The 18,805-nt window shown below is 66.8% G+C and carries 28 protein-coding genes and 1 tRNA gene; 8 read left to right on the top strand and 21 right to left on the bottom strand.

Annotated elements, in window-relative coordinates; translation table 11 throughout:
- Positions 1-129 precede the first annotated feature (129 nt).
- From murJ to LVB77_RS14820, 7 genes are all read left to right on the top strand, one after another.
- Positions 130-1,761, top strand: a complete 1,632-nt coding sequence (murJ, locus tag LVB77_RS14850; protein ID WP_232906868.1) for a murein biosynthesis integral membrane protein MurJ — start codon at positions 130-132, stop codon at positions 1,759-1,761.
- Positions 1,762-1,864: 103 nt separating this feature from the next.
- Positions 1,865-2,908: a bifunctional riboflavin kinase/FAD synthetase gene (locus tag LVB77_RS14845; protein WP_232906867.1), complete on the top strand. Its 1,044-nt coding sequence runs from the start codon at positions 1,865-1,867 to the stop codon at positions 2,906-2,908.
- Between the two features lie 86 nt (positions 2,909-2,994).
- Positions 2,995-5,865, top strand: coding sequence for an isoleucine--tRNA ligase (gene ileS / locus LVB77_RS14840; RefSeq protein ID WP_232910302.1), 2,871 nt, complete (start codon positions 2,995-2,997; stop codon positions 5,863-5,865).
- A gap of 131 nt (positions 5,866-5,996) precedes the next feature.
- The gene (lspA, locus tag LVB77_RS14835; RefSeq protein ID WP_232906866.1) at positions 5,997-6,500 is read left to right on the top strand and encodes a signal peptidase II; all 504 of its coding nucleotides are present in this window, start codon (positions 5,997-5,999) and stop codon (positions 6,498-6,500) included.
- Positions 6,501-6,520: 20 nt separating this feature from the next.
- Complete coding sequence (ispH, locus tag LVB77_RS14830; protein ID WP_232906865.1) at positions 6,521-7,471, top strand: 4-hydroxy-3-methylbut-2-enyl diphosphate reductase; 951 nt, start codon at positions 6,521-6,523, stop codon at positions 7,469-7,471.
- Between the two features lie 74 nt (positions 7,472-7,545).
- A tRNA-Thr gene (locus tag LVB77_RS14825) sits at positions 7,546-7,621 on the top strand.
- Between the two features lie 151 nt (positions 7,622-7,772).
- The gene (locus tag LVB77_RS14820; RefSeq protein WP_232906864.1) at positions 7,773-8,744 is read left to right on the top strand and encodes a site-specific integrase; all 972 of its coding nucleotides are present in this window, start codon (positions 7,773-7,775) and stop codon (positions 8,742-8,744) included.
- Here LVB77_RS14820 and LVB77_RS14815 read toward each other — a convergent pair.
- The 19 genes from LVB77_RS14815 to LVB77_RS14725 form a co-directional block, all read right to left on the bottom strand.
- On the bottom strand, positions 8,728-8,985 hold the full coding sequence (locus tag LVB77_RS14815; protein ID WP_232906863.1) for a hypothetical protein: 258 nt from the start codon (positions 8,983-8,985) through the stop codon (positions 8,728-8,730). The two genes, LVB77_RS14820 and LVB77_RS14815, sit on opposite strands and share 17 nt — an antisense overlap.
- Entirely contained in the window at positions 8,978-9,436 is a 459-nt protein-coding gene (locus tag LVB77_RS14810) for a hypothetical protein (RefSeq protein WP_232906862.1), read from the bottom strand. The genes LVB77_RS14815 and LVB77_RS14810 overlap by 8 nt, the downstream gene beginning before the upstream one ends.
- A complete protein-coding gene (locus tag LVB77_RS14805; protein WP_232906861.1) occupies positions 9,436-9,702 on the bottom strand; it encodes a hypothetical protein in 267 nt (88 codons plus the stop codon). Before LVB77_RS14805 ends, LVB77_RS14810 begins: the two co-directional genes overlap by 1 nt.
- Positions 9,699-10,097: a DUF1566 domain-containing protein gene (locus tag LVB77_RS14800; protein ID WP_232906860.1), complete on the bottom strand. Its 399-nt coding sequence runs from the start codon at positions 10,095-10,097 to the stop codon at positions 9,699-9,701. The genes LVB77_RS14805 and LVB77_RS14800 overlap by 4 nt, the downstream gene beginning before the upstream one ends.
- Positions 10,090-11,478, bottom strand: a complete 1,389-nt coding sequence (locus LVB77_RS14795; RefSeq protein ID WP_232906859.1) for a reverse transcriptase domain-containing protein — start codon at positions 11,476-11,478, stop codon at positions 10,090-10,092. Before LVB77_RS14795 ends, LVB77_RS14800 begins: the two co-directional genes overlap by 8 nt.
- The gene (locus LVB77_RS14790; RefSeq protein ID WP_232906858.1) at positions 11,475-11,912 is read right to left on the bottom strand and encodes a four helix bundle protein; all 438 of its coding nucleotides are present in this window, start codon (positions 11,910-11,912) and stop codon (positions 11,475-11,477) included. Before LVB77_RS14790 ends, LVB77_RS14795 begins: the two co-directional genes overlap by 4 nt.
- Before the next feature lie 25 nt (positions 11,913-11,937).
- Positions 11,938-12,357 (bottom strand): DUF1566 domain-containing protein, encoded by a 420-nt coding sequence (locus LVB77_RS14785; protein ID WP_232906857.1) that lies wholly within the window; start codon positions 12,355-12,357, stop codon positions 11,938-11,940.
- Between the two features lie 33 nt (positions 12,358-12,390).
- Complete coding sequence (locus tag LVB77_RS14780) at positions 12,391-12,852, bottom strand: DUF1566 domain-containing protein (RefSeq protein WP_232906856.1); 462 nt, start codon at positions 12,850-12,852, stop codon at positions 12,391-12,393.
- Complete coding sequence (locus LVB77_RS14775; RefSeq protein ID WP_232906855.1) at positions 12,849-13,034, bottom strand: hypothetical protein; 186 nt, start codon at positions 13,032-13,034, stop codon at positions 12,849-12,851. The genes LVB77_RS14780 and LVB77_RS14775 overlap by 4 nt, the downstream gene beginning before the upstream one ends.
- Before the next feature lie 99 nt (positions 13,035-13,133).
- Positions 13,134-13,364 carry a hypothetical protein gene (locus LVB77_RS14770; RefSeq protein ID WP_232906854.1) on the bottom strand — a complete coding sequence of 77 codons (231 nt, stop codon included), beginning with the start codon at positions 13,362-13,364 and terminating at the stop codon, positions 13,134-13,136.
- A 283-nt stretch (positions 13,365-13,647) separates the two neighbouring features.
- Entirely contained in the window at positions 13,648-13,896 is a 249-nt protein-coding gene (locus LVB77_RS14765) for a hypothetical protein (protein ID WP_232906853.1), read from the bottom strand.
- Between the two features lie 2 nt (positions 13,897-13,898).
- Positions 13,899-14,051 (bottom strand): hypothetical protein, encoded by a 153-nt coding sequence (locus tag LVB77_RS14760; protein ID WP_232906852.1) that lies wholly within the window; start codon positions 14,049-14,051, stop codon positions 13,899-13,901.
- Positions 14,048-14,272 carry a hypothetical protein gene (locus tag LVB77_RS14755; protein ID WP_232906851.1) on the bottom strand — a complete coding sequence of 75 codons (225 nt, stop codon included), beginning with the start codon at positions 14,270-14,272 and terminating at the stop codon, positions 14,048-14,050. Before LVB77_RS14755 ends, LVB77_RS14760 begins: the two co-directional genes overlap by 4 nt.
- Complete coding sequence (locus LVB77_RS14750; RefSeq protein ID WP_232906850.1) at positions 14,269-14,604, bottom strand: hypothetical protein; 336 nt, start codon at positions 14,602-14,604, stop codon at positions 14,269-14,271. Before LVB77_RS14750 ends, LVB77_RS14755 begins: the two co-directional genes overlap by 4 nt.
- A complete protein-coding gene (locus tag LVB77_RS14745) occupies positions 14,597-15,169 on the bottom strand; it encodes a hypothetical protein (protein ID WP_232906849.1) in 573 nt (190 codons plus the stop codon). The genes LVB77_RS14750 and LVB77_RS14745 overlap by 8 nt, the downstream gene beginning before the upstream one ends.
- A complete protein-coding gene (locus tag LVB77_RS14740) occupies positions 15,166-15,519 on the bottom strand; it encodes a hypothetical protein (RefSeq protein ID WP_232906848.1) in 354 nt (117 codons plus the stop codon). The genes LVB77_RS14745 and LVB77_RS14740 overlap by 4 nt, the downstream gene beginning before the upstream one ends.
- The gene (locus LVB77_RS14735; RefSeq protein WP_232906847.1) at positions 15,516-15,902 is read right to left on the bottom strand and encodes a hypothetical protein; all 387 of its coding nucleotides are present in this window, start codon (positions 15,900-15,902) and stop codon (positions 15,516-15,518) included. Before LVB77_RS14735 ends, LVB77_RS14740 begins: the two co-directional genes overlap by 4 nt.
- Before the next feature lie 32 nt (positions 15,903-15,934).
- Complete coding sequence (locus tag LVB77_RS14730; protein ID WP_232906846.1) at positions 15,935-16,372, bottom strand: DUF1566 domain-containing protein; 438 nt, start codon at positions 16,370-16,372, stop codon at positions 15,935-15,937.
- Between the two features lie 520 nt (positions 16,373-16,892).
- Complete coding sequence (locus tag LVB77_RS14725) at positions 16,893-17,603, bottom strand: S24 family peptidase (RefSeq protein ID WP_232906845.1); 711 nt, start codon at positions 17,601-17,603, stop codon at positions 16,893-16,895.
- Between the two features lie 83 nt (positions 17,604-17,686).
- Here LVB77_RS14725 and LVB77_RS14720 point away from each other — a divergent pair, with 83 nt between their 5' ends.
- A complete protein-coding gene (locus tag LVB77_RS14720; protein ID WP_232906844.1) occupies positions 17,687-17,929 on the top strand; it encodes a YdaS family helix-turn-helix protein in 243 nt (80 codons plus the stop codon).
- 146 nt (positions 17,930-18,075) lie between these two features.
- Here LVB77_RS14720 and LVB77_RS14715 read toward each other — a convergent pair whose 3' ends face one another.
- The gene (locus LVB77_RS14715) at positions 18,076-18,366 is read right to left on the bottom strand and encodes a hypothetical protein (protein WP_232906843.1); all 291 of its coding nucleotides are present in this window, start codon (positions 18,364-18,366) and stop codon (positions 18,076-18,078) included.
- 102 nt (positions 18,367-18,468) lie between these two features.
- Positions 18,469-18,714 carry a hypothetical protein gene (locus tag LVB77_RS14710; protein WP_232906842.1) on the bottom strand — a complete coding sequence of 82 codons (246 nt, stop codon included), beginning with the start codon at positions 18,712-18,714 and terminating at the stop codon, positions 18,469-18,471.
- Positions 18,715-18,805 lie beyond the last annotated feature (91 nt).

Here is an 18,805-nt window from a genome sequence, read left to right as displayed (position 1 = left end):
TTTAGTTGGAAGCTGGATGGAACTGACTGCAAAAATGCAATCGCGGAAAATCAGACCCAAAAGTATGGCCGATTCAGTGACTTGCGTCAACTGGGCCGTCCTGGCGCCGGGAACGGCCGGAGGCGGGCGATGAGCAAGGGCGGTTTGCTGCGTTCGTCGGTGGTTTTCAGCGCCATGACCTTCGTTTCGCGGGTCTCCGGCCTGGTCCGCGATCAGGTCTACGCCTGGCAGTTCGGCGCCAGCCCGGCCATGGACGCGTTCTTCATCGCGTTCCGGATCCCCAATTTCCTGCGCCGGCTCTCGGCCGAGGGCTCGTTCTCGATGGCCTTCGTGCCGGTCCTGGCCGAGTACAAGGAGAAGCAGGACCACGCCGCGGTCAAGGCACTGGTGGACCGGGTCACCGGCACCCTGGCCGCCGCCCTGCTGGTGCTGACCGCGGCGGTGGTGCTGGCCGCGCCCTGGGTGATGCAGCTGTTCGCGCCGGGCTTCGAGCCGGGCAGCGAGCAGTACCGGTTGGCCACCCAGATGCTGCAGATCACCTTCCCCTACGCCTTGTTCATCTCGCTGGCCTCGCTGGTCGGTGGCGTGCTCAACAGCTACGGCCGCTTCGCGATCCCGGCGTTGTCGCCGGTGCTGCTGAACCTGTCGATGATCGCCGCGGCCGTCTGCGCGGTGCCGCTGATGCGGCCGCTGGGCCTGGAGCCGGTGCTGGCGCTGGCCTGGGGCGTGTTCCTGGCCGGCATCCTGCAGCTGGCGTTCCAGTTGCCGGCGCTGGCCAAGCTGGGCCTGCTGCCGCGCCCGCGCTGGGGCGGGGCGCATGCGGGCGTGCGCAAGATCATGCGGCTGATGGTGCCGACCCTGTTCGGTTCCTCGGTGGCCCAGCTCAATCTGCTGCTGAACACCGCCCTGGCCTCGTTCCTGATCGCCGGCAGCGTGACCTGGCTGTACCTCACCGACCGCCTGCTGGAGTTCCCGCTGGGCATGTTCGGCGTCGCCATCGGCACGGTGATCCTGCCGCATTTGTCCAAGCGCCACGCCGCCACCGACCCCGCGGGCTTTTCCAAGGGCCTGGACTGGGGTTTCCGGCTGTGTCTGCTGATCGGCATCCCCGCCTGCTTGGGCCTGGTGCTGTGCGCCGAGGCGCTGATCGCGACGCTGTTCCAGTACGGCCGCTTGAGTCCGACCGATACCGCGATGATCCGCCTGAGCCTGATGGCGCAGTCCACCGCGGTGCCGGCGTTCCTGCTGGTGAAGGTGCTGGCGCCGGCGTTCTACTCGCGTCAGGACACCAAGACGCCGGTCAAGGCGGCGGTGGTGTCGGTGATCGTGAACCTGGCCACCACCGTGGCGCTGCTGCTGGGCGCGCTGTACTTCACCGAGATCGGCCAGGACGCGCTGGCGCGCAGCGGCGGCCACCTGCGCGAGGCGCTGGGCCTGGTGCCGGGCGCGCATGCCTGCCTGGCGCTGGCGATCGCGATCGCCGGCTGGGTCAACGCGCTGCAGCTGGCCTGGTACCTGCGCCGCGCCCGCGTCTATGCGCGGCAGCCGGGCTGGGGCCGTTTCCTGCGCCAGATCGCGGTGGCCGCGCTGGTGATGAGCGCGGTGGTGCTGGCCCTGCTGTGGCTGTGGCAGGGCTGGACCGGCTGGCCGTGGTGGGAGCGCGGCTGGAAGCTGGCCGTGGTGGTCGGCGGCGGCGGCGCGGCCTATGCCGCGACCCTGTGGCTGCAGGGCATCCGCCCGCGCGATCTGCGCGGGCATTGACGGCGCGGTCGGAGCGGGGCGGCTTGAGAGTCGCCCGCGACGGCTATACTTCCTGATTCATCCTTTTGAACGCTCCTTTCGAGCCGGTCCCCCGCGCAATCCAATGAGCAGGCTGTTTCGTGACGTCGAGGGCGGGCCCCGCTGCCCGCACGGCAGTGTGGTCTGCATCGGCGCCTTCGATGGCCTGCACCTCGGGCATCGTGCGCTGGTGCGCCACACGGTCGCGCGTGCGCATGCCTTGGGCGTGCCGGCGGTGGCGTTGAGCTTCGAGCCGCTGCCGCGCGAGTTCTTCGCACCGGCCGCGCCGCCGCCGCGTCTGCTGCTGCCGCGCGCCAAGGCCGAAGGCCTGCTCGCGCTGGACGCCGATCAGGTCGGCCTGCTGCGCTTCAATGCGCGCCTGAGCGGACTGGACGCGGAAGCGTTCGTGCGTCGCGTGCTGGTCGATCGCTTGAACGCGCGCGAGGTCTGGGTCGGCCCGGAGTTCCGTTTCGGCAAGGCCCGCGGCGGCGATATCGAACTGCTGCGCCGGCTCGGCCAGGACTGCGGCTTCGAAGCGCACGAGATCGAACCGGTGCACCACGACGGCGAGCGCGTCTCCAGCACGCGCATCCGCGCCGCCCTGCTGGCCGGCGATTTCGCCGCCGCCGCCGGGCTGCTCGGCCGCCCCTATGCGATCGGCGGGCGCGTGGTGCGCGGGCAGCAGCTCGGCCGCACGCTGGGGTTTCCCACCGCCAACCTGCGCTTCGGCGGCAAGACCCCGGCCTTGTCGGGCATCTACGCCACCTGGGTGCACGGCGTCGGCGATCGGCCGCGCGCGTCGGTGTCCAGCCTGGGCACGCGGCCCACGGTGGACGGCGTGGAGCCGCTGCTGGAAGCGCATTTGTTCGATTTCGACGGCGACCTCTACGGGCGCCGCATCGAAGTCGAGTTCGTCGCCCATCTGCGCGCCGAGCTCAAGTTCCCCGACCTGGCGTCGTTGACGCAGCAGATGCACCGCGACGCCGCGCAGGCGCGCGAACTGTTGCGGCTGGACGCGCAACGCCGCGCGCTGCCGGCCAACGACGAACACGAACTTTCGCAACACGACACTCGACGTGCGTCTACGTCGCCAGCCCGTACCGCCGACGCGGCCGGGAACACTGCCTGAGACCCGCTGTGACCAACGACCCCAGCCAATCCGCCCCCGGCAACGCCTACAAGGCCACCTTGTTGCTGCCGGCGACCGATTTCCCGATGCGAGGCGATCTGCCCAAGCGCGAGCCGGAAACCCTGGCGCGCTGGGAGAGCGAAGGTCTGTACCAGCGAATTCGCGAAAAGACCGGCGGCCGCGAGCGCAGCTTCGTGCTGCACGACGGTCCGCCGTATGCCAACGGCGAGATCCACGTCGGCCACGCGGTCAACAAGGTGCTCAAGGACATCGTGGTCAAGTCCAAGCTGCTGGCCGGCTACGACGCGCCCTACGTGCCGGGCTGGGACTGTCACGGCCTGCCGATCGAACACAAGGTCGAGAAGGAGTTCGGCAAGGTCGGCAGCACCGTCGACGGCGCCGTGCTCGACGCCGCGACCTTCCGCGCCAAGTGCCGCGAGTACGCCACCACCCAGATCGACCTGCAGCGCCGCGGCTTCAAGCGCCTGGGCGTGACCGGCGATTGGGATAACCCTTATCGCACCATGGATTTCCGCTACGAGGCGGACATCATGCGGTCGCTGGCCAAGATCGTCGATCGCGGCCACCTGGTGCGCGGGTCCAAGCCGGTGCACTGGTGCTTCGACTGCGGCTCGGCGCTGGCCGAGGCCGAGATCGAATACCAGGACAAGGAATCCACCGAAATCTACGTGCGCTATCCGGTGCTGGACCGCAAGCGCGTGTTCGACGCCTTCGGCATCGCCGACGACGGCGCGCCGCTGTCGGTGCCGATCTGGACCACCACGCCGTGGACCTTGCCGGCCAGCCTGGCGGTGACGCTGGGCGCGGAACTGAACTATGTGCTGGTGCGCGTCGAGCCGGGCAGCGAAGGGCTGTTCCGCGAGGACGGCGCGCGTCCGGAATACCTGCTGGTCGCGCACGATCTGACCGCCGGCTTCCTCGGCACGCTCGCCAACCGCGACGCACTGAAGGCCGGCGCCAGCGTGGAAACGCGCGAGTGGGGCCCGCGCCAGGGCGCCGAATTCGAAGGCCTGCGCCTGCAGCACCCGTTCTACGAGCGCGAAATCCCGGTGCTGCTGGGCGACCACGTCACCGTCGACGCCGGCACCGGCGCGGTGCACACCGCGCCCGGCCACGGCCAGGAGGACTATGCGGTCGGCCTGAAGTACGGCCTGGTCGAGCGTTACAGCGCGGCGCAAATCAATCCCGTGGACGGACGCGGCCTGTACCTGCCGTCGACGCCGCCGGCCGACGGCCACGAACTGGCCGGCCAGCACATCTTCAAGATCGATCCGGTGATCGTCGACGTGCTGCGCGCGCGCGGCGCGCTGCTCGCCGCCGGCCGCATCAAGCACAGCTACCCGCACTGCTGGCGCCACAAGACGCCGGTGGTGTTCCGCGCCACGCCGCAGTGGTTCATCTCGATGGAGCAGGCCGGTCTGCGCCGCGACGCGCTGGCCGCGATCCCGGGCGTGTCCTGGGTGCCGGGCTGGGGCGAGGCGCGCATCTACAACATGATCGAAGGCCGTCCGGACTGGACCATCTCGCGCCAGCGCTACTGGGGCGTGCCGATCGCGCTGTTCTATCACCGCGAAACCGGCCTGCCGCATCCGCGCACCGGCCAGATCATGCGTCAGGTCGCCGACGCCGTAGAACAGCAGGGCGTGGACGCCTGGTATGCGATGACCGCCGAGCAGCTGCTCGGCGCCGAGGCCGCCGACTATGAGAAGGTCAACGACATCCTCGACGTCTGGTTCGATTCTGGCACCAGCCACGAGTGCGTGCTCGCGCAGCGTCCGCAGGACGGCCTGCACAAGCCCGCCGATCTCTACCTGGAAGGCTCCGACCAGCATCGCGGCTGGTTCCACAGCGCGCTGCTCAGCGGCGTGGCGATGGACGGCGTGGCGCCGTACCGGCAGGTGCTGACCCACGGCTTCACCGTCGACGAACACGGCAAGAAGATGTCGAAGTCGATGTTCAACGCGCTGGCGCCGGAGAAGGTCACCGACACCCTGGGCGCCGACGTGCTGCGCCTGTGGGTGGCGTCGACCGAGTTCCGCAACGAGATGACGGTCTCCGACAAGATCCTCAAGCAGAACGCCGACGTCTACCGCCGCATCCGCAACACCGCGCGCTTCCTGCTGGGCAACCTCAGCGGTTTCGACCCGGCGCAGCACCTGGTCGGTCTGGATGAGATGGTCGCGCTGGACCGCTGGATCGTGCACCGCGCCGCCGAACTGCAGGACCGCATCGCCTCGGCCTACGAGCGCTACGACTTCGCCGAGATCGTGCAGGCGCTGTCGAACTTCTGCAGCGTCGACCTGGGCTCGCTGTACCTGGACGTCACCAAGGACCGTCTGTACACCATGCGCGAGGACTCGCGCGGCCGCCGTTCGGCGCAGAGCGCGATGTACCGCATCGCCGAGGCGTTCGTGCGCTGGATTGCGCCGATCCTGGCTTACACCGCCGACGAAATGTGGCGCCACCTGCCGGCCACCACCGCGCACGGCGCGCGCGAAGGCAACGTGCTGTTCACCACCTGGTACGACGGCCTGGCCCTGCTGCCCGACGACGCCGCGCTGTCGGCCGAGGACTTCGCCCGCCTGCTGGCGCTGCGCGACGACGTCAGCAAGACCCTGGAACCGATCCGCGCCGAAGGCAAGATCGGCGCCGCGCTGGAGGCCGAGATCGCCTTGCGCTGCGGCGTGGCCGATCAGAACTGGCTGGCGCCGTTCGCCGACGAGCTGCGGTTCCTGTTCATCAGCGGTGATGTAGAAATCGTCGCCGACGATGCCATCCAGGACATCGCCGTCACCGCCGTGCCGACCGCCAAGACCAAGTGCGTGCGCTGCTGGCAGTATCGCGCCGACGTCGGCGTGGACGCCGCGCATCCGGAGCTGTGCGGCCGCTGCGTGAGCAACGTCGACGGCGAAGGCGAGGATCGTCGCTGGTTCTGAGTAGCCGGTTTGATTGGTTAGGTCCGACCCGTCTGCGCCCGACCGGCGCGGGCGGGGTGCATTCCCCTCAGGCCCGCCGCGCGCGGGCCACCGTCCGGATTCCGGCCCGCCGGAACCAGGAGCGCAACACGATGTCGCAACCGCATAGCAAGAACGCCCTGCCATGGCTGATCGTTTCGGCCCTGGTGATCGTGCTAGACCAGCTGACCAAGGCCTGGGTGCTGGCCTCGCTGCCCGAGTACACCGCCATCCCGGTGGTCGAAGGGTTCTGGAACTGGTACCGCACCTACAACACCGGCGCCGCCTTCAGCTTCCTCAGCGACGCCGGCGGCTGGCAGAAGTACTTCTTCGTGGTCCTGGCCATCGCCATCAGCGGCCTGCTGGCCAGCTGGCTGCGCCGCACCGCGCGCGGCGACTGGAAAACCGCGCTGCCGTACGCGCTGGTGATCGGCGGTGCCGTGGGCAACGTGATCGACCGCCTGCTGCACGGCCACGTGGTGGATTTCATCCAGTGGCACTGGCGCGACCATTACTGGCCGGCCTTCAACCTGGCCGACGCGGCCATCGTGGCCGGCGCCGTCGGCATCGCCCTGGTCGGCCTGTTCGCGACACCCCCGGCCAAGCCCAAGGCCTGAGCCAGGAGTACAATCGGCCCATGGACGTCCTGCTCGCCAATCCCCGCGGTTTCTGCGCCGGCGTCGACCGCGCCATCGAAATCGTCAAGCGCGCGATCGAGACCCTGGGCGCGCCGATCTACGTGCGCCACGAAGTCGTGCACAACCGCTTCGTCGTCGACGACCTCAAGCACCGCGGCGCGGTGTTCGTCGAGGAACTGGACGAAGTGCCCGACGGCGCGACCGTGATCTTCAGCGCCCACGGCGTGTCCAAGGCCGTGCGCGAGGAAGCCGAGCGGCGCGGTCTGAAAGTGTTCGACGCGACCTGCCCGCTGGTCACCAAAGTGCACCTGGAAGTCTCGCGCCACTGCCGCGCCGGCCGCGACGTGATCCTGATCGGCCACGAAGGCCATCCGGAAGTCGAAGGCACCATGGGCCAGTGGCGGCGCGAGGCCGGGTCCGGCCGCATCTACCTGGTCGAGGACGCCGCCGACGTCGCCGCGCTGGAAGTCGACCAGCCCGAGAACCTGGCCTACACCACCCAGACCACGCTGTCGGTGGACGACACCCGCAGCGTGATCGAGGCCATGCGCGCCAAGTTCCCGGCCATCCAGGGTCCGCGCCACGACGACATCTGCTACGCCACCCAGAACCGCCAGGACGCCGTGCGCGAACTGGCCGCCGAATGCGACCTGGTGCTGGTGGTCGGCTCGCCCAACAGCTCCAACTCCAACCGCCTGCGCGAGCTGTCCGAGCGCGAGGGCGTGGAGGCCTACCTGATCGACGGCGCGGTCGAGATCGACCCGGAGTGGGTCAAAGGCCGCAAGCGTATCGGCATCACCGCCGGCGCTTCCGCCCCGGAAGTGTTGGTGCGCGGCGTGATCGAGCGCCTGCGCGAGCTGGGCGCCCAGCGCGTGAACGAACTCGACGGCGAGCCCGAGGACATGGTCTTCGCCCTGCCCAAGGAACTGCGCCTGCGCCTGGTCAGCTGAGCCCGGATTGACCCGCCTCGGCCGCAACCCTACAATTTGCAGCCCCGCGGCCCGCCCGCCGGGACCGCAGCACCGCCGGAATAGCTCAGTTGGTAGAGCGGCGCATTCGTAATGCGTAGGTCGTAGGTTCGATTCCTATTTCCGGCACCATTGCACAGAATCCGGCAGCTACGGCATTGCCCGGATTCGATCTCAAACGCCCGCCCCGTAACGGTTTCGGGCGTTTTCTTTTTCCGCCCCTGCCCGCGTTCGCCCGGGTTCGGACGTACCAACTCCCCAGTATTTCCCCATACCATGGGCCATGGCGAGCATCCGTCCCTCTGGTTCGAAGTGGCGTGTACAGGTCTATGTGGCCGGTGTGCGCGACTCGCAGATTTTCGCGACTCGGAAAGAAGCGGCGACGTGGGGCCTCGAGCGCGAGGCAGAGCTGCGCGGAGCTAAGCTGCCCGACAAGACCTTCGGCGACGCGATGAAGCGCTACCAGCACGACGAGGCACCGAAGCGCGGAGGGGCGCACTGGGAAGCGATCAGGCTGAAGGCGTTCCGCGAAACCCCGATCGCGAATCGCCGACTGGCCAGTCTCGATGGCAATGATTTCGCCGACTGGCGCGATCGCCGGTTGGCTCAGGTGAAGCCCGGCACCGTGGCGCGGGAGATGAACCTGCTACGTGCGGTCCTGGAAGTGGCGCGCCGCGATTGGCGGTGGATCCGAGCCAACCCGATGAAGGACGTGCGGTGGCCGACGACTCCGAAAGGCAGGGCGAGAAGGCTTTCCCTCGAAGAGATCGAGGACCTGGCAATCGGATTCGGAGTGTGGGACAAGCTGCGGGCGAAGACGGCGACCCAGCGAGTGGGGCTCGCATTTCTCCTGGCCATCGAGACCGGCATGCGCTCGGGCGAGATACTGTCCCTGACCTCGCCGAACGTTCATCTCGACGAGCAATACGTCAGCCTGCCAAAGACCAAGAACGGTGACGCGCGCGACGTGCCGCTATCGAAGCGCGCCGTGGAGATCCTGCGAGCCTTGCCTCTCCGGTTTGGTCCGATCTTCGACATGGATGCCAGCATGCGAGACACGCTATTTCGCAAGGTTCGGGACAAGACTAACCACCGCGCGGTCCACTTCCACGACAGTCGGTCGGAGGCGATCTGGCGCCTCTCCAAGAAGCTCGACGTGCTGCAGCTGGCTCGCGTAGTCGGCCACCGTGACATCAAGAGCCTGATGATCTACTACAACGAGCCCGCGTCTGAGCTGGCTAAGCAGCTCGGTTGATCTTTCGCTCGTCCTCGGCCCACTGGTCGACCTCTGACTTCTTCCATTTCTTCTCGTTGCCGATCACCAGCGGTACCGGGAAGCTGGGGCGACACGCAACTCGCTCAAGAAATCCGCGGCGGTTGATCTCACCCTTGGGGTTGAACATGCCCAAGTGAGCGGCGGCAGCGTCCGCAGAGAGCCAGCGATCGCCGGCGACGAGTGCGGTAATGACCGCCAAGGTTTGATCGAATTCAGGCATTGCTCGCGCCCTCGGAGGGAGATGGCAGCAGCCTCTGCGCCTCGATGTGCTCGATTACGGACACGCCGCTGGGCAGCATGATGTGCGACAGGAAGGCAGCTTCGAAGGACAGCATGCCGATCTCGATTGCGGTCACCTGGCCTTTGACCCAGTCGCGCAGGATCGAGTAGACGGCGATTCCGCCGATCTTCAGTGCCCTGGCCTGGTGCTCGGCCTTCGACCCCTTGGTGCGGGGGCCAAAGGGATGCTCCTTGAGCCACGCTGCCGCGTAGCCGCGTGCGCTGGCCTTCAGGAAAACCTGCCTGCCGCGATGCTCGAACTGGACGAACAGTTCGCCTGTTTCGAAGTCCTCGCCGGTGCCGAACTTCGTGCAGCCAAAGCCGCGCAGCATCTTCTGGATCTCGGTGATCGCGTTATTGCCACTGGAGCTATTCTCGTAGGGAAGTCCCATCACTTCACCTTCTGGGTGATCGCGTTGATCACGTCAGTCGGCGTATCAACCTGCAACAGTTGAGGCTGCAGCGGTTGGCCGAAAGTCAGGACGCTGTGCCAGAGGCGTCCGGTTAACAGCAGCCGCAGCCGTTCCCGCCACGTCAGGTGCCAGCAGCAAATGATCTCGCCCTCTTGGCTGTTGAGGCGAAGGGCCGGCAGCGGCAGGTACTCGGGCTGATTCTCGGCAAAGACGACGTTGTGGCCCTCGAACTTGATGAGCTTCATTGCGATTCCCCTTCCGCCGGCGAGACGGTGCGCACCGCGCGCACGAAGGCGAAGTTCCCTTCCTTGCGGTAGTTGCCGGTGGAGCCGCTGAAGAAGTCCACGATCCACACGTCGCGATCGCTCATGGCCGCGAGCGGCTGGCTGGTCCAGTAGGCGCCGCTCTGGGTCTCGGGGAAGAGGTCCGTGTCGATGGCAGGGCCGGAGCGGTCGTAGCGGACTAGGCTAAGCAGCTCGGTCAGCGTCGGCACGCGCCAGCCCGGCCCGAGGTCGGCACAGGCCTGCACCGCAGTGGCATGGTCGACGGGGGCGCCGTCCAGGAGCGTCAGCGCGCTCCATTCGAGCGCCGGCAGTTGTACGTTGGCGCCCGCGACGGTGGCGACGGAAGAGTTAGGCATGGGGTTGCTCCTTAGGCCCGCGAGCGATCGGCAGCCTGACGGGCCGATCCTCCAGGCGGTGGTGGAAGCGGCGCGGCCGCGTGGCGGTCCGCAACCAGGGGAACTGCCGGTGCAGCCGCCGCTGCATGCGGTGGGTGTCGGCGTGCCGGAAGTGGCCGGCATAGCTCGCCGCAGTGCTCTGCACAGCGCGCAGGGCCGCCGGCGTGGCCTGGATGGCGTCGCCACTCACGTGCGCCCGCTGCCAGGCCGCCAGCGCCTCCCTGGCGTGCGCCAGAACGCGAGGACGCACCAGGGTGTGGGTGGGGCGGACGACGTAGCCCAGGAAGTCGATGCCGTCGGCGAGCGGCCGCAGCTTTTGATCCGCCTTCAGGGACAGGCGCAGGCGCTTGGCCAGGAACGCTTCAATCTGATCACGCCACGCCGCCAGCTGGTGCCGGTCATGGTGGACGATCACGAAGTCGTCGACATAGCGCAGATAGCGCTTTGCCTTCAGCTCGTGCTTTACGAACTGATCCAGGGCGTCCAGATATACGTTGGCGAAGAACTGGCTGCTGAGGTTGCCGATGGGGAGCCCGCAGCCCGTAGGAGCATTGGCCAGCCGCTTGTGGGCGGGAACCTGGGCGGCTTCCTCGTCCGTCGCGCGCAGCACGACACCGGCGGCGCGCGGCGGCCGGCGAAGCAGGGCATGGGTAGCGCGGCGGGCTACCAGCGGCAATTGCGCGCGCTCCATGACAGGCTTGAGCAGCCCGTACAGCGTTGCCCGGTGGATCGAGTTGAAGAAGTTGTGGATATCGAGCTGCAGGTAGTAGCCACCGCCCTGGCCGGTTTGGATCTCGCGCACGAACTGCTGGAGGCGGCGCACCGCGGCGTGGCTGCCCTTGCCGCGGCGGTTGGCGTAGCTGTCGTGGATGAACCTGCGCTCCCAGATGGCCTCCAGCTGCGGCACCAGCCAGTGGTGCACGACCCGGTCGGCGAAGTGGGGAGCGTGGATCTCGCGGGCCTTCGGCCGCGTCGCGATAAAGCAGGTGCTGCGCCGCGGCCGCCAGCCGCCTGCGTTCAACTCCCTCTGCAGCTGCAGCAGCCCATCCGCCCAACGCGCATCGAACGCGAGTTGGTTGCGACTGGGCTTCTTCCCCCGGCGCGCATCGCGCCAGGCGTCATACAGGGCGCGCAGGGGCAGTTCCCTTGCGCCCGCACCCTGATACTCACCGGCCGGCACCGACCGCACCGCGCGCACGCGCGCGTTGTTGTTGTCGCGGTGGTTGTAGTTGCAGTTGCCGTTGTTGAAATTGACGATCCAGGCGTAGGACGGATCCGACGCATCCCTGCGCACTTGCGACCCGGCCCTACAGTCCTTGTTGGAGTAGCGAGGCTTCGTCATGGATTGGCCCCCGTGGAGGCGGCGCAGGTACTCAGTATCTGGGCGCACTCCGGTGCGGCACTGCGCGCCGGATTCTGGCCCTTGGGGTGCTTCTGCTGCTGGCGCTTCCAGCCGCCAGCCTGCTTGCCCACGTCGTCGGCCAGACGGATGAGCGCTTCGAACTGCCGAAAGCTCTGGTACGCATGGACCTGCTTCGCAATCTGGAGCAGTACCTTCAGCTCATCGATCGCCCAGACCAGGCCATCCAGCCACCTGAGCTGCTGGTCGCGATCGCGCCAGGCCCGGTTGCACAGCTTCACGACCTCCATCGCCTGCTCGCGCAGCTGCGTGCCCACGGTGTACTTGTGGTAGCGCGGAAAGGCCCTGACCGCCCGCTCGATATCCACGAGCAGGCGTTCGGCCAACTTGGCGATGGGAGGGAGGTCGTAGGCCATGATGGTCTAGGTCAAAAAGGCCGAGTTACTGACCGGCCGGCACCGACCGCACCGCGCGCACGCGCGCGAGGTCGCTGCCGCGGTGGCCGCAGAGGCAGCTGCCGTAGCTGAAAAGGACGATCCAGGCGAGGGACGGATCCGACGCCAGCGGGGTGCTGGCCCAGTACCAGTCGGACGCGGTGTCGGGGAAAGCATCGGTGTCGATCGCCGGCTTGTAGCGCGCGCGATCCACGAGACTCAGCAGCTCGTGGTCGGTGGGCAGGCGCCAGTCGGTATAGCCGGCCAAGTCCAGCTCGGTGCAGATCTTCTCAGCCTTGGCGTGAGTGACGTCCTTCGCCGACAGCGTGGCTTTGGACCACATCAGACCGGTTATGGAATCGGTGACAGTACCGTCGCCGGTGTCGACAAATCGGGCGGGCTGCGCTTCGTTGCTTACTGCGTTCATTGATTGCTCCTTAGAAGCTCAGAGAGGCAAAAACTACTGACCGGCCGGCACCGACCGCACCGCGCGCACGCGCGCGAGGTGGTAGTCGCGGTGGTCGTAGAAGCAGTAGCCGTCGTTGAAACCGACGAACCAGGCGTAGGACGGATCCGACGCCAGCGGGGTTCTGGTCCAGTACGCAGCGCACTGCGTGTCCGGGAAGCGATCGGTGTCGATAGCGGGGTCGCTGCGGGTGTCGTCCACGAGGCTCAGCAGCTCGACACGGGTCGGCAGGCGGCCACCCCACGAGGCTGCAGCTTTCTCGGCGTCGGCGTGATTGACGCGCTCACCGCCGCAGAGCGTCTCGCTCCACTCCAGCACCGAGGGCGCCTGTTCGACGATGCGGGCGGACAGCAGATTGATGGAGCCCAGATTGACCGCGTCGTTCGCGGCGCTGTTAATCTCGATGGTCTGGTCGGACCCGCTGTTGTGGTCCTGGATGCGGAGGGTCAGGTTCACGAGGATTCCTTCGGTTGGCGCCTGAGGCGCAGAGAGAGGCGTCGCCACCAGGGCGTGCGCAGGTGATCGATCAGCGCGCCGCGGCGTTCGAGTTCGGCGGCCGCGTCCGCCAGCTGCTCGCGCAGTTGGCCCTTGGTCGGCTGTTTCATTCGCCGCGGCGGCTTGGGGAACAGTTCGGGCACGTCGACCTCGGTGTGATGGGGGCCCGGCTGCGGATCGGGCGGTAGAGCGTTCAGACGTCCGGGGGAGACGCCTGGGCGCCGCAGCTCGCCGGGGGAGGGTCAGTGGCGGTCGGTCGGCGTGATGGCGTGGCGCCGCTTCGAGACCGGGATGTAGGCGCCGGTGCGCTCGCGCAGCGACGGGAGGTCGGCGGGATCGAGCGCTGTCGTCTCCAGAGCGTCCAGGTGGCCCTGCCACTCGTCCGCGCGCCGGCGGTAGATGTCGGCGTTCTCGTGGTTGTTGAGTGCCGCTTCCTGGTCCGCTACCGCGCGCAGGAAGTCGGGGCCGGTCATGTAGTCGTGGTCACGTCGCATAGTCAGAACTTCACGGTGTGAGTGGAGAGGGAGTGCGCGGCTTCGTGTCGGCCTGCGCGGAGGTAGTAGTTGGCGATCCGGAAGCTGTTCGACATGGAGCGAGGCTCCCTGGTGATCGGCGCACGAAGGCCTCGGGCCGCGTAATGCCGCGCCCACGCACGATCCCGCGCAACCTGGTCACGGAACTCAGGCTTGCAGCGGCGGATGGGCTCCAAGACTCGCCGGAACACCAGCTCCAGTTGCTTCGTGGCGGGCGCGAGCATTACGCGGCCTCCGGACCGGGCCGGAGGGCGACAGGGACGCGCTCAGGGCGCATGTCCTGATTGCCCATGCAGATGGCGACGGCGGTGGAGCGACCCTCGCGCAAGGCACCAAGGGCGACGCCCAAGGCGTGACGGCGCGATTCGTCGCTGGCGCTGATGTTCCTGGCGCGTTCGTTCACCGCGGCGCGCACGACATTGAACAGCCGCAGGTCGCGAGTGGTAGAAGCGAGTTGGATGACCTGTCCCATGGTTAGACTCCCGTGGATTCGGTATCGCGGGTGAAGTTGCTGCGGTCGTCCGGCACGTCCTTGGTCGGCCACAGCGGTTTGGGAAGCACGGGCTTAGGGATCTCGCCGAGCACTCGTGCGAAGTCCGTATCGAGTTGCTGGAAGAAGGCGTTCACGCCTTGGCGCTCCAGCCGAGGATCGCGTCCAAATCCTTCTCGGCCTGCTGGTGCAAATTGCCCCAGCGATTGAGGTCGTCCCGCATGCCCGCGGTCTTGTTCCGGTACTTGCCGATGCGGCGGATCTCGTCGGTTGCCTTTCCGCGGAGGCGCCAAGCCTCTTTGGCGCGCGCCAGCAGGTCGGCGGCGTCGGATGCGGGCTGGGTGGCCAAGCTGCTCACGACGTCACCCCGCAGCGGGCGAGAGCGGCGCGGCGCTCGTGGAAGCGCGTGGTGCCTTCACCGTCGAGCCCGGCAGCGATTACTTTCTGTTCGAATTTGCGCTTGGCCCCAGGCGGTAGCGCATTGAGCGCGACAAGGATGATCTGATGAGCTTTCTCAAGCTCAGCGATCAGCTCTGCCACGGCGGCGCGGGCCGCGATGCTCAAACCCTTGTTGTGGTCGGCCACGACTTGAGCATCACCCAAGTGGCTGGACTTGATCGATACCCGATAGTGGTGCGCGGCTTCCGCGTCCCTATCGAACACTGCGAGAACATCCACTCGCTCAGTCATGGTGCACCGCCCGCGCATTCAGGGCGCTAGCGACAGCGATCGCGCGTTCCTTCGCCTGGTCCGGTGAGTCGCCAAACACACGGGCGAGGATCACGTCGCGATCCGGCCCGATGCGCAGCTGCACCCACCAGTCCCCGAGTCCCGGATACTCGGACTGGTTCATGGTCGGGAGACGACCGACAGAAACGGGAGCCAGTTCGCATGCCGCGGGAGATGCGGCCAGGCTGTCGCTCAGAGGCGCAGGGGCTTCCTCCCCATTTACGTGGAACAGGGCTTGCCGGACTGCATCGAAGTCCTCCTCGCGCACCAGCAGGCCATACGGCGTATTGGTGAGGGGAAGGCTGCCCACAGCACGCGCGAGCCGCTCAAAAGCCGAGTGCGCGACGCGGGCGCGGTCCAGTTGGTGAACGGTGAATTCGACGGTGCGCTCGGCGGCATCCGCAGCCTCTGGGCGGCGCTCCTTCCAGCGGCGCGCCTTGCGGATCTTCCGCCGGGCTTTGCGCTCCAGCAGCTCGATCAGGCCGAGGAACCATGCATCGACATCGAACGGGGCTGGCGCGCTCATTTCGCCACCTGCTGGCCGATCTCGGCCACACGCGAGTTGACCGCTTCCTGCCGCCGCTCGTCGACGCGAAGGTCTGCGCCGATCGCTGCCCACTCCTCGTCATCGCCGCGGCGGGTGAGGATGCCGTGCCACATGCCGCGCAGCTCGTCGTCGCTGACGGCTTCGAACGGGATGGGCGTGATGTCTTGCCCGGCGTCGTCGGTGACCTTGTGGGCCTCGCCGGTTTCAGCGGCCCAGGCGTTGGCGGTCTCGACCGCAGCGTCATAGCCGGCACGGTTGGCGACGTGCTTCCAGACGCCGTCGTGCTTGCGCCAGACCTGGAAGGTGAGGTCGATAGGGGAGGCGATCACAGCGCCTCCCCGCGCGGCATGCGCTCGATCTGGATCGAAGGGGACGAGAGCCGATAGACGAGGTCGTCGGGCACCGGCATCGGCAGCGCCTGCTCGGCGGTGCACTCGGTGACCACCCAGATCACCTGGGGCGCGGGCTCGGCAGAGGCCCACTCGGGGATCGGTATGGGCTCCATGGCGATCTGGTCGCCGCCGAGCGGCAACCACGCCCGCACCGCCATGGCGAGGAGAATGCCCGCCACAGTGCTGATGCTGACGAACGCCGCCCGCCGGCGCGCGACGCTAGCGCTACTAGCCAGCCAGCCGGCGAACAGAGTGGGGGCAGCGGATGCCCAAAGCGCTAGCGTCACTAGCGCGTGGAACGACGCGTATGCGGTGTCCATAGCGGCCTCCTCAGAAGCGCAAAAAGGCCGAGTTACTGACCGGCCGGCACCGACCGCACCGCGCGCACGCGCGCGAGGCTGTTGCCGCGGTGGAGGATGTCGCAGCTGCCGTAGTAGAAAACGACGATCCAGGCGTAGGACGGAACCGACGCATCGCCGGTGCTGGACCAGTAGTAGCCGCTGGCGGTGTCGGGGAAGAACGCGGTGTCGATCGCCGGGCTGTAGCGGCTACGGTCCGCGAGGCAGAACAACTCCTCGACGGTGGCCAGGCGCCAGTCGGCGTGGTCGCCGAGGGTGAGGGCCGCGCAGGTCTTCTCCGCCTCGGCGAAGGTGACGCGCTCGCCGCCGTGCAGCGTGTCCTTGGACCACATCAGGCCCGCGGCGGCGTCCGTGACCGTGCCGTCGCCGTTGTCGATGAAGCGGGGGGAGGTGGCCGCGGAGGCCGAGGTGTTGCCGGTGGATCCGTTCATGCCCGTCTGTCCTGTGGACGGCCCCGGAGTGGGGCGACGGGATGAACATTAGCGCCACTTATTGCTCAAGTCAATAGGGGCGCTTATATTTGTATCCGTTACGGATGAAGGGTCACTTATCCACAGGCGATTTACATCTTCAACCTCCAGCTCACGGGGGTTCCTTGGGGCCTTCGTGCGCAAGCGGATGCGCCGGGCTCTTCGACCGCGGCGCCTCGCAAGATCGAGCGGTAGACTGCCGAGCAACATGCCGAGATCGCAACTTGCTCATCGGAGTCGGCGCTCATGAAGAGGGTCCCCTCTGAGATCATGAATGGCCGCACTCCGGTGTAGCCACCAAAGGCATTCCTAGCATTGACTAAGCCACATGCGACACGGCTTTCTGCTTCGCCTGCTACGTGCACGTTCCCAGTGGAAAAGTCAGCGCTGGCTGGATCCTTCAGGTGCGCTCGCACTATGTCCTTGGCGGCCCTTTCGTCTGATGCGCATCCCGTCACAATGGTCAATGCAGCCGCGAGAGCTAATCTTCCCAGCTTCCAATCCATCGGACTCTCCCGATTATTTCGAAGTCGTCGCCTTCCTTCACTAGGATAGGCTTTCGCCACTGCGGGTCGTCGCGGTTATCGCTGACAATGAAAGTGAACTCGCTGTGGACCTGTAGGCGCTTGACGAAAAAATGCCCGTCAAAACGAATGAAATAGATGCGGTCGTCCACCAGGCGGGTGTCGCCGCGGTCGACCAGAATTGCATCTCCGTCCTTGATTCTCGGCTCCATTGAGTCGCCCGAGCCATAGTAAATTTCGAGCGCCCCTGGTCTTAGACCCTTGCGGCGCAGGCTCGACCTTTTGAACTTCAGGCTGTGTGCCTCGGCATACTCATCCGGCGCTACGCCCGCGCCTAAAGCGACACCTTGGGTGGACGCCTGCACGTCTTCGAAGTCGTCTTCAGGTTCAAGTTCCCGGGGTAGGGCATCCAGATCAGGCCGGATCTCCGATGGCGCCACATCCAAGAATCGAGCGAACTTAAGTGTCGCCCCATAGCCCAGCGGAATAGCCCCCGCAAGGTACTGGCTGACCGCCCCTTGCGTTATGCCGCCCATCTCAGCCCCGGCGCTCTCCTGGGTAAACGACGTGCCAGCGGCTTTGGACTGTGCCTTCTTGGCGTCCCAGAGCAGGCGCAGGCGTTCAGCAGCGGCTATGTCAGACGGGGTTGGTTTCGCCTTTCTGTTCATATCAGGGACGCTAATTGTTAGGCCGACAGCTATCCATGAGCGGCGCTATTGCAATTCTTCAATAGTGGCGCTAATGTTTTGCCATGGACATCCAGACGTACCGCCGCACCCACAAGCTTTCGCAGGCCGCGTTCGCCAGTCTGCTCACCGCTGCTGGATGTCCAGCGACCCAGGGCCTGATCTCGCAGTGGGAATCGGGCTCGGTCTCGGTGCCGGCCGAACGTTGTCGCCGAATCGAGTCCGCGACTGGCGGGGCCATCCGTCCGATCGATCTGCGACCGGACGTCTTCGGACCGACCCCACCCGCCGACTCGGAGGCCGCCTGACATGACCACTCTCCGGAACTGGCTCCGCCGCTGGCTGGGCGTCGAATCGATCGAGACCCGGGTAGGCGTGGTTGAAGCGATTGCAGAGCACGGGGTGGACCGAGCGGCGGTCGCGGGGGAGTACGCGACCACCGCCCAGCAGAACGCTACGTGCGCTGGGAAAGCCGCGCGACGAGCCCTCGCTCGAATATCGAGCAATCCACGCGCGCAAAGCGCATCTGGGGAGTGAGTTCGTCCATGGGCAACTCGTCCTCGCAGTCCTCCTTTCGCAGGCGCTGGAACTCTTCCAGGAGCGCCGCGGGTGCGGGGTGTGTCTGTGCGACCGCCAGGGCAAAGGTGGTGAGCAAGCTCACGCGCTCGCGGAGCAACTGGACGGCCACGGCCGTCATGAATTCGACGTCGTCGTACAGGGCCATGTGCTCTTCGGTGACTTCCATTTTCGGCTCCGTTGTGGGTGCGGTTGGGTTGCACCTCCAGGCCTACAACGGAGCCCCTACCGGTGCGGAGGCAGCCTGATATGGAGTCGCTGCCGTTCTCGGTCAGTTCGTCGGCCCTGGGGGAGACGACATCCCGGCACTTTCCACCGTATCTGCCGCCCGGAGCATGGCGTGTGCCAGCTCGCGCAGCTGTGCTGTGTGAAAGAGGTAATTGGGGGATGGATGAGCGCCCGTTGGGGCCTCCATCGGACTCACGAGGTAGCGAATCGTGAGGGCCACGCCCCCTAGGTGGTTGATAGCAAGCAGGTCCCAGCCGGCGGCGGGGCGCAATTCGATCTGTTCGTCCATGGCGGTCTCCGGCGTTGCGTTGGTCTTGGCTCCCCAAGCATACGCCGGTGCCCGCCACCTCCATTTGATCTAGCTCCATACGGCTATTCCA

Source organism: Lysobacter sp. 5GHs7-4 (assembly GCF_021284765.1).
In the GTDB taxonomy this organism is placed as follows: domain Bacteria; phylum Pseudomonadota; class Gammaproteobacteria; order Xanthomonadales; family Xanthomonadaceae; genus Lysobacter.
The sequence above is the reverse complement of the archived record's forward strand: the minus strand, read 5'-3'. Positions and strand labels throughout refer to the sequence as shown.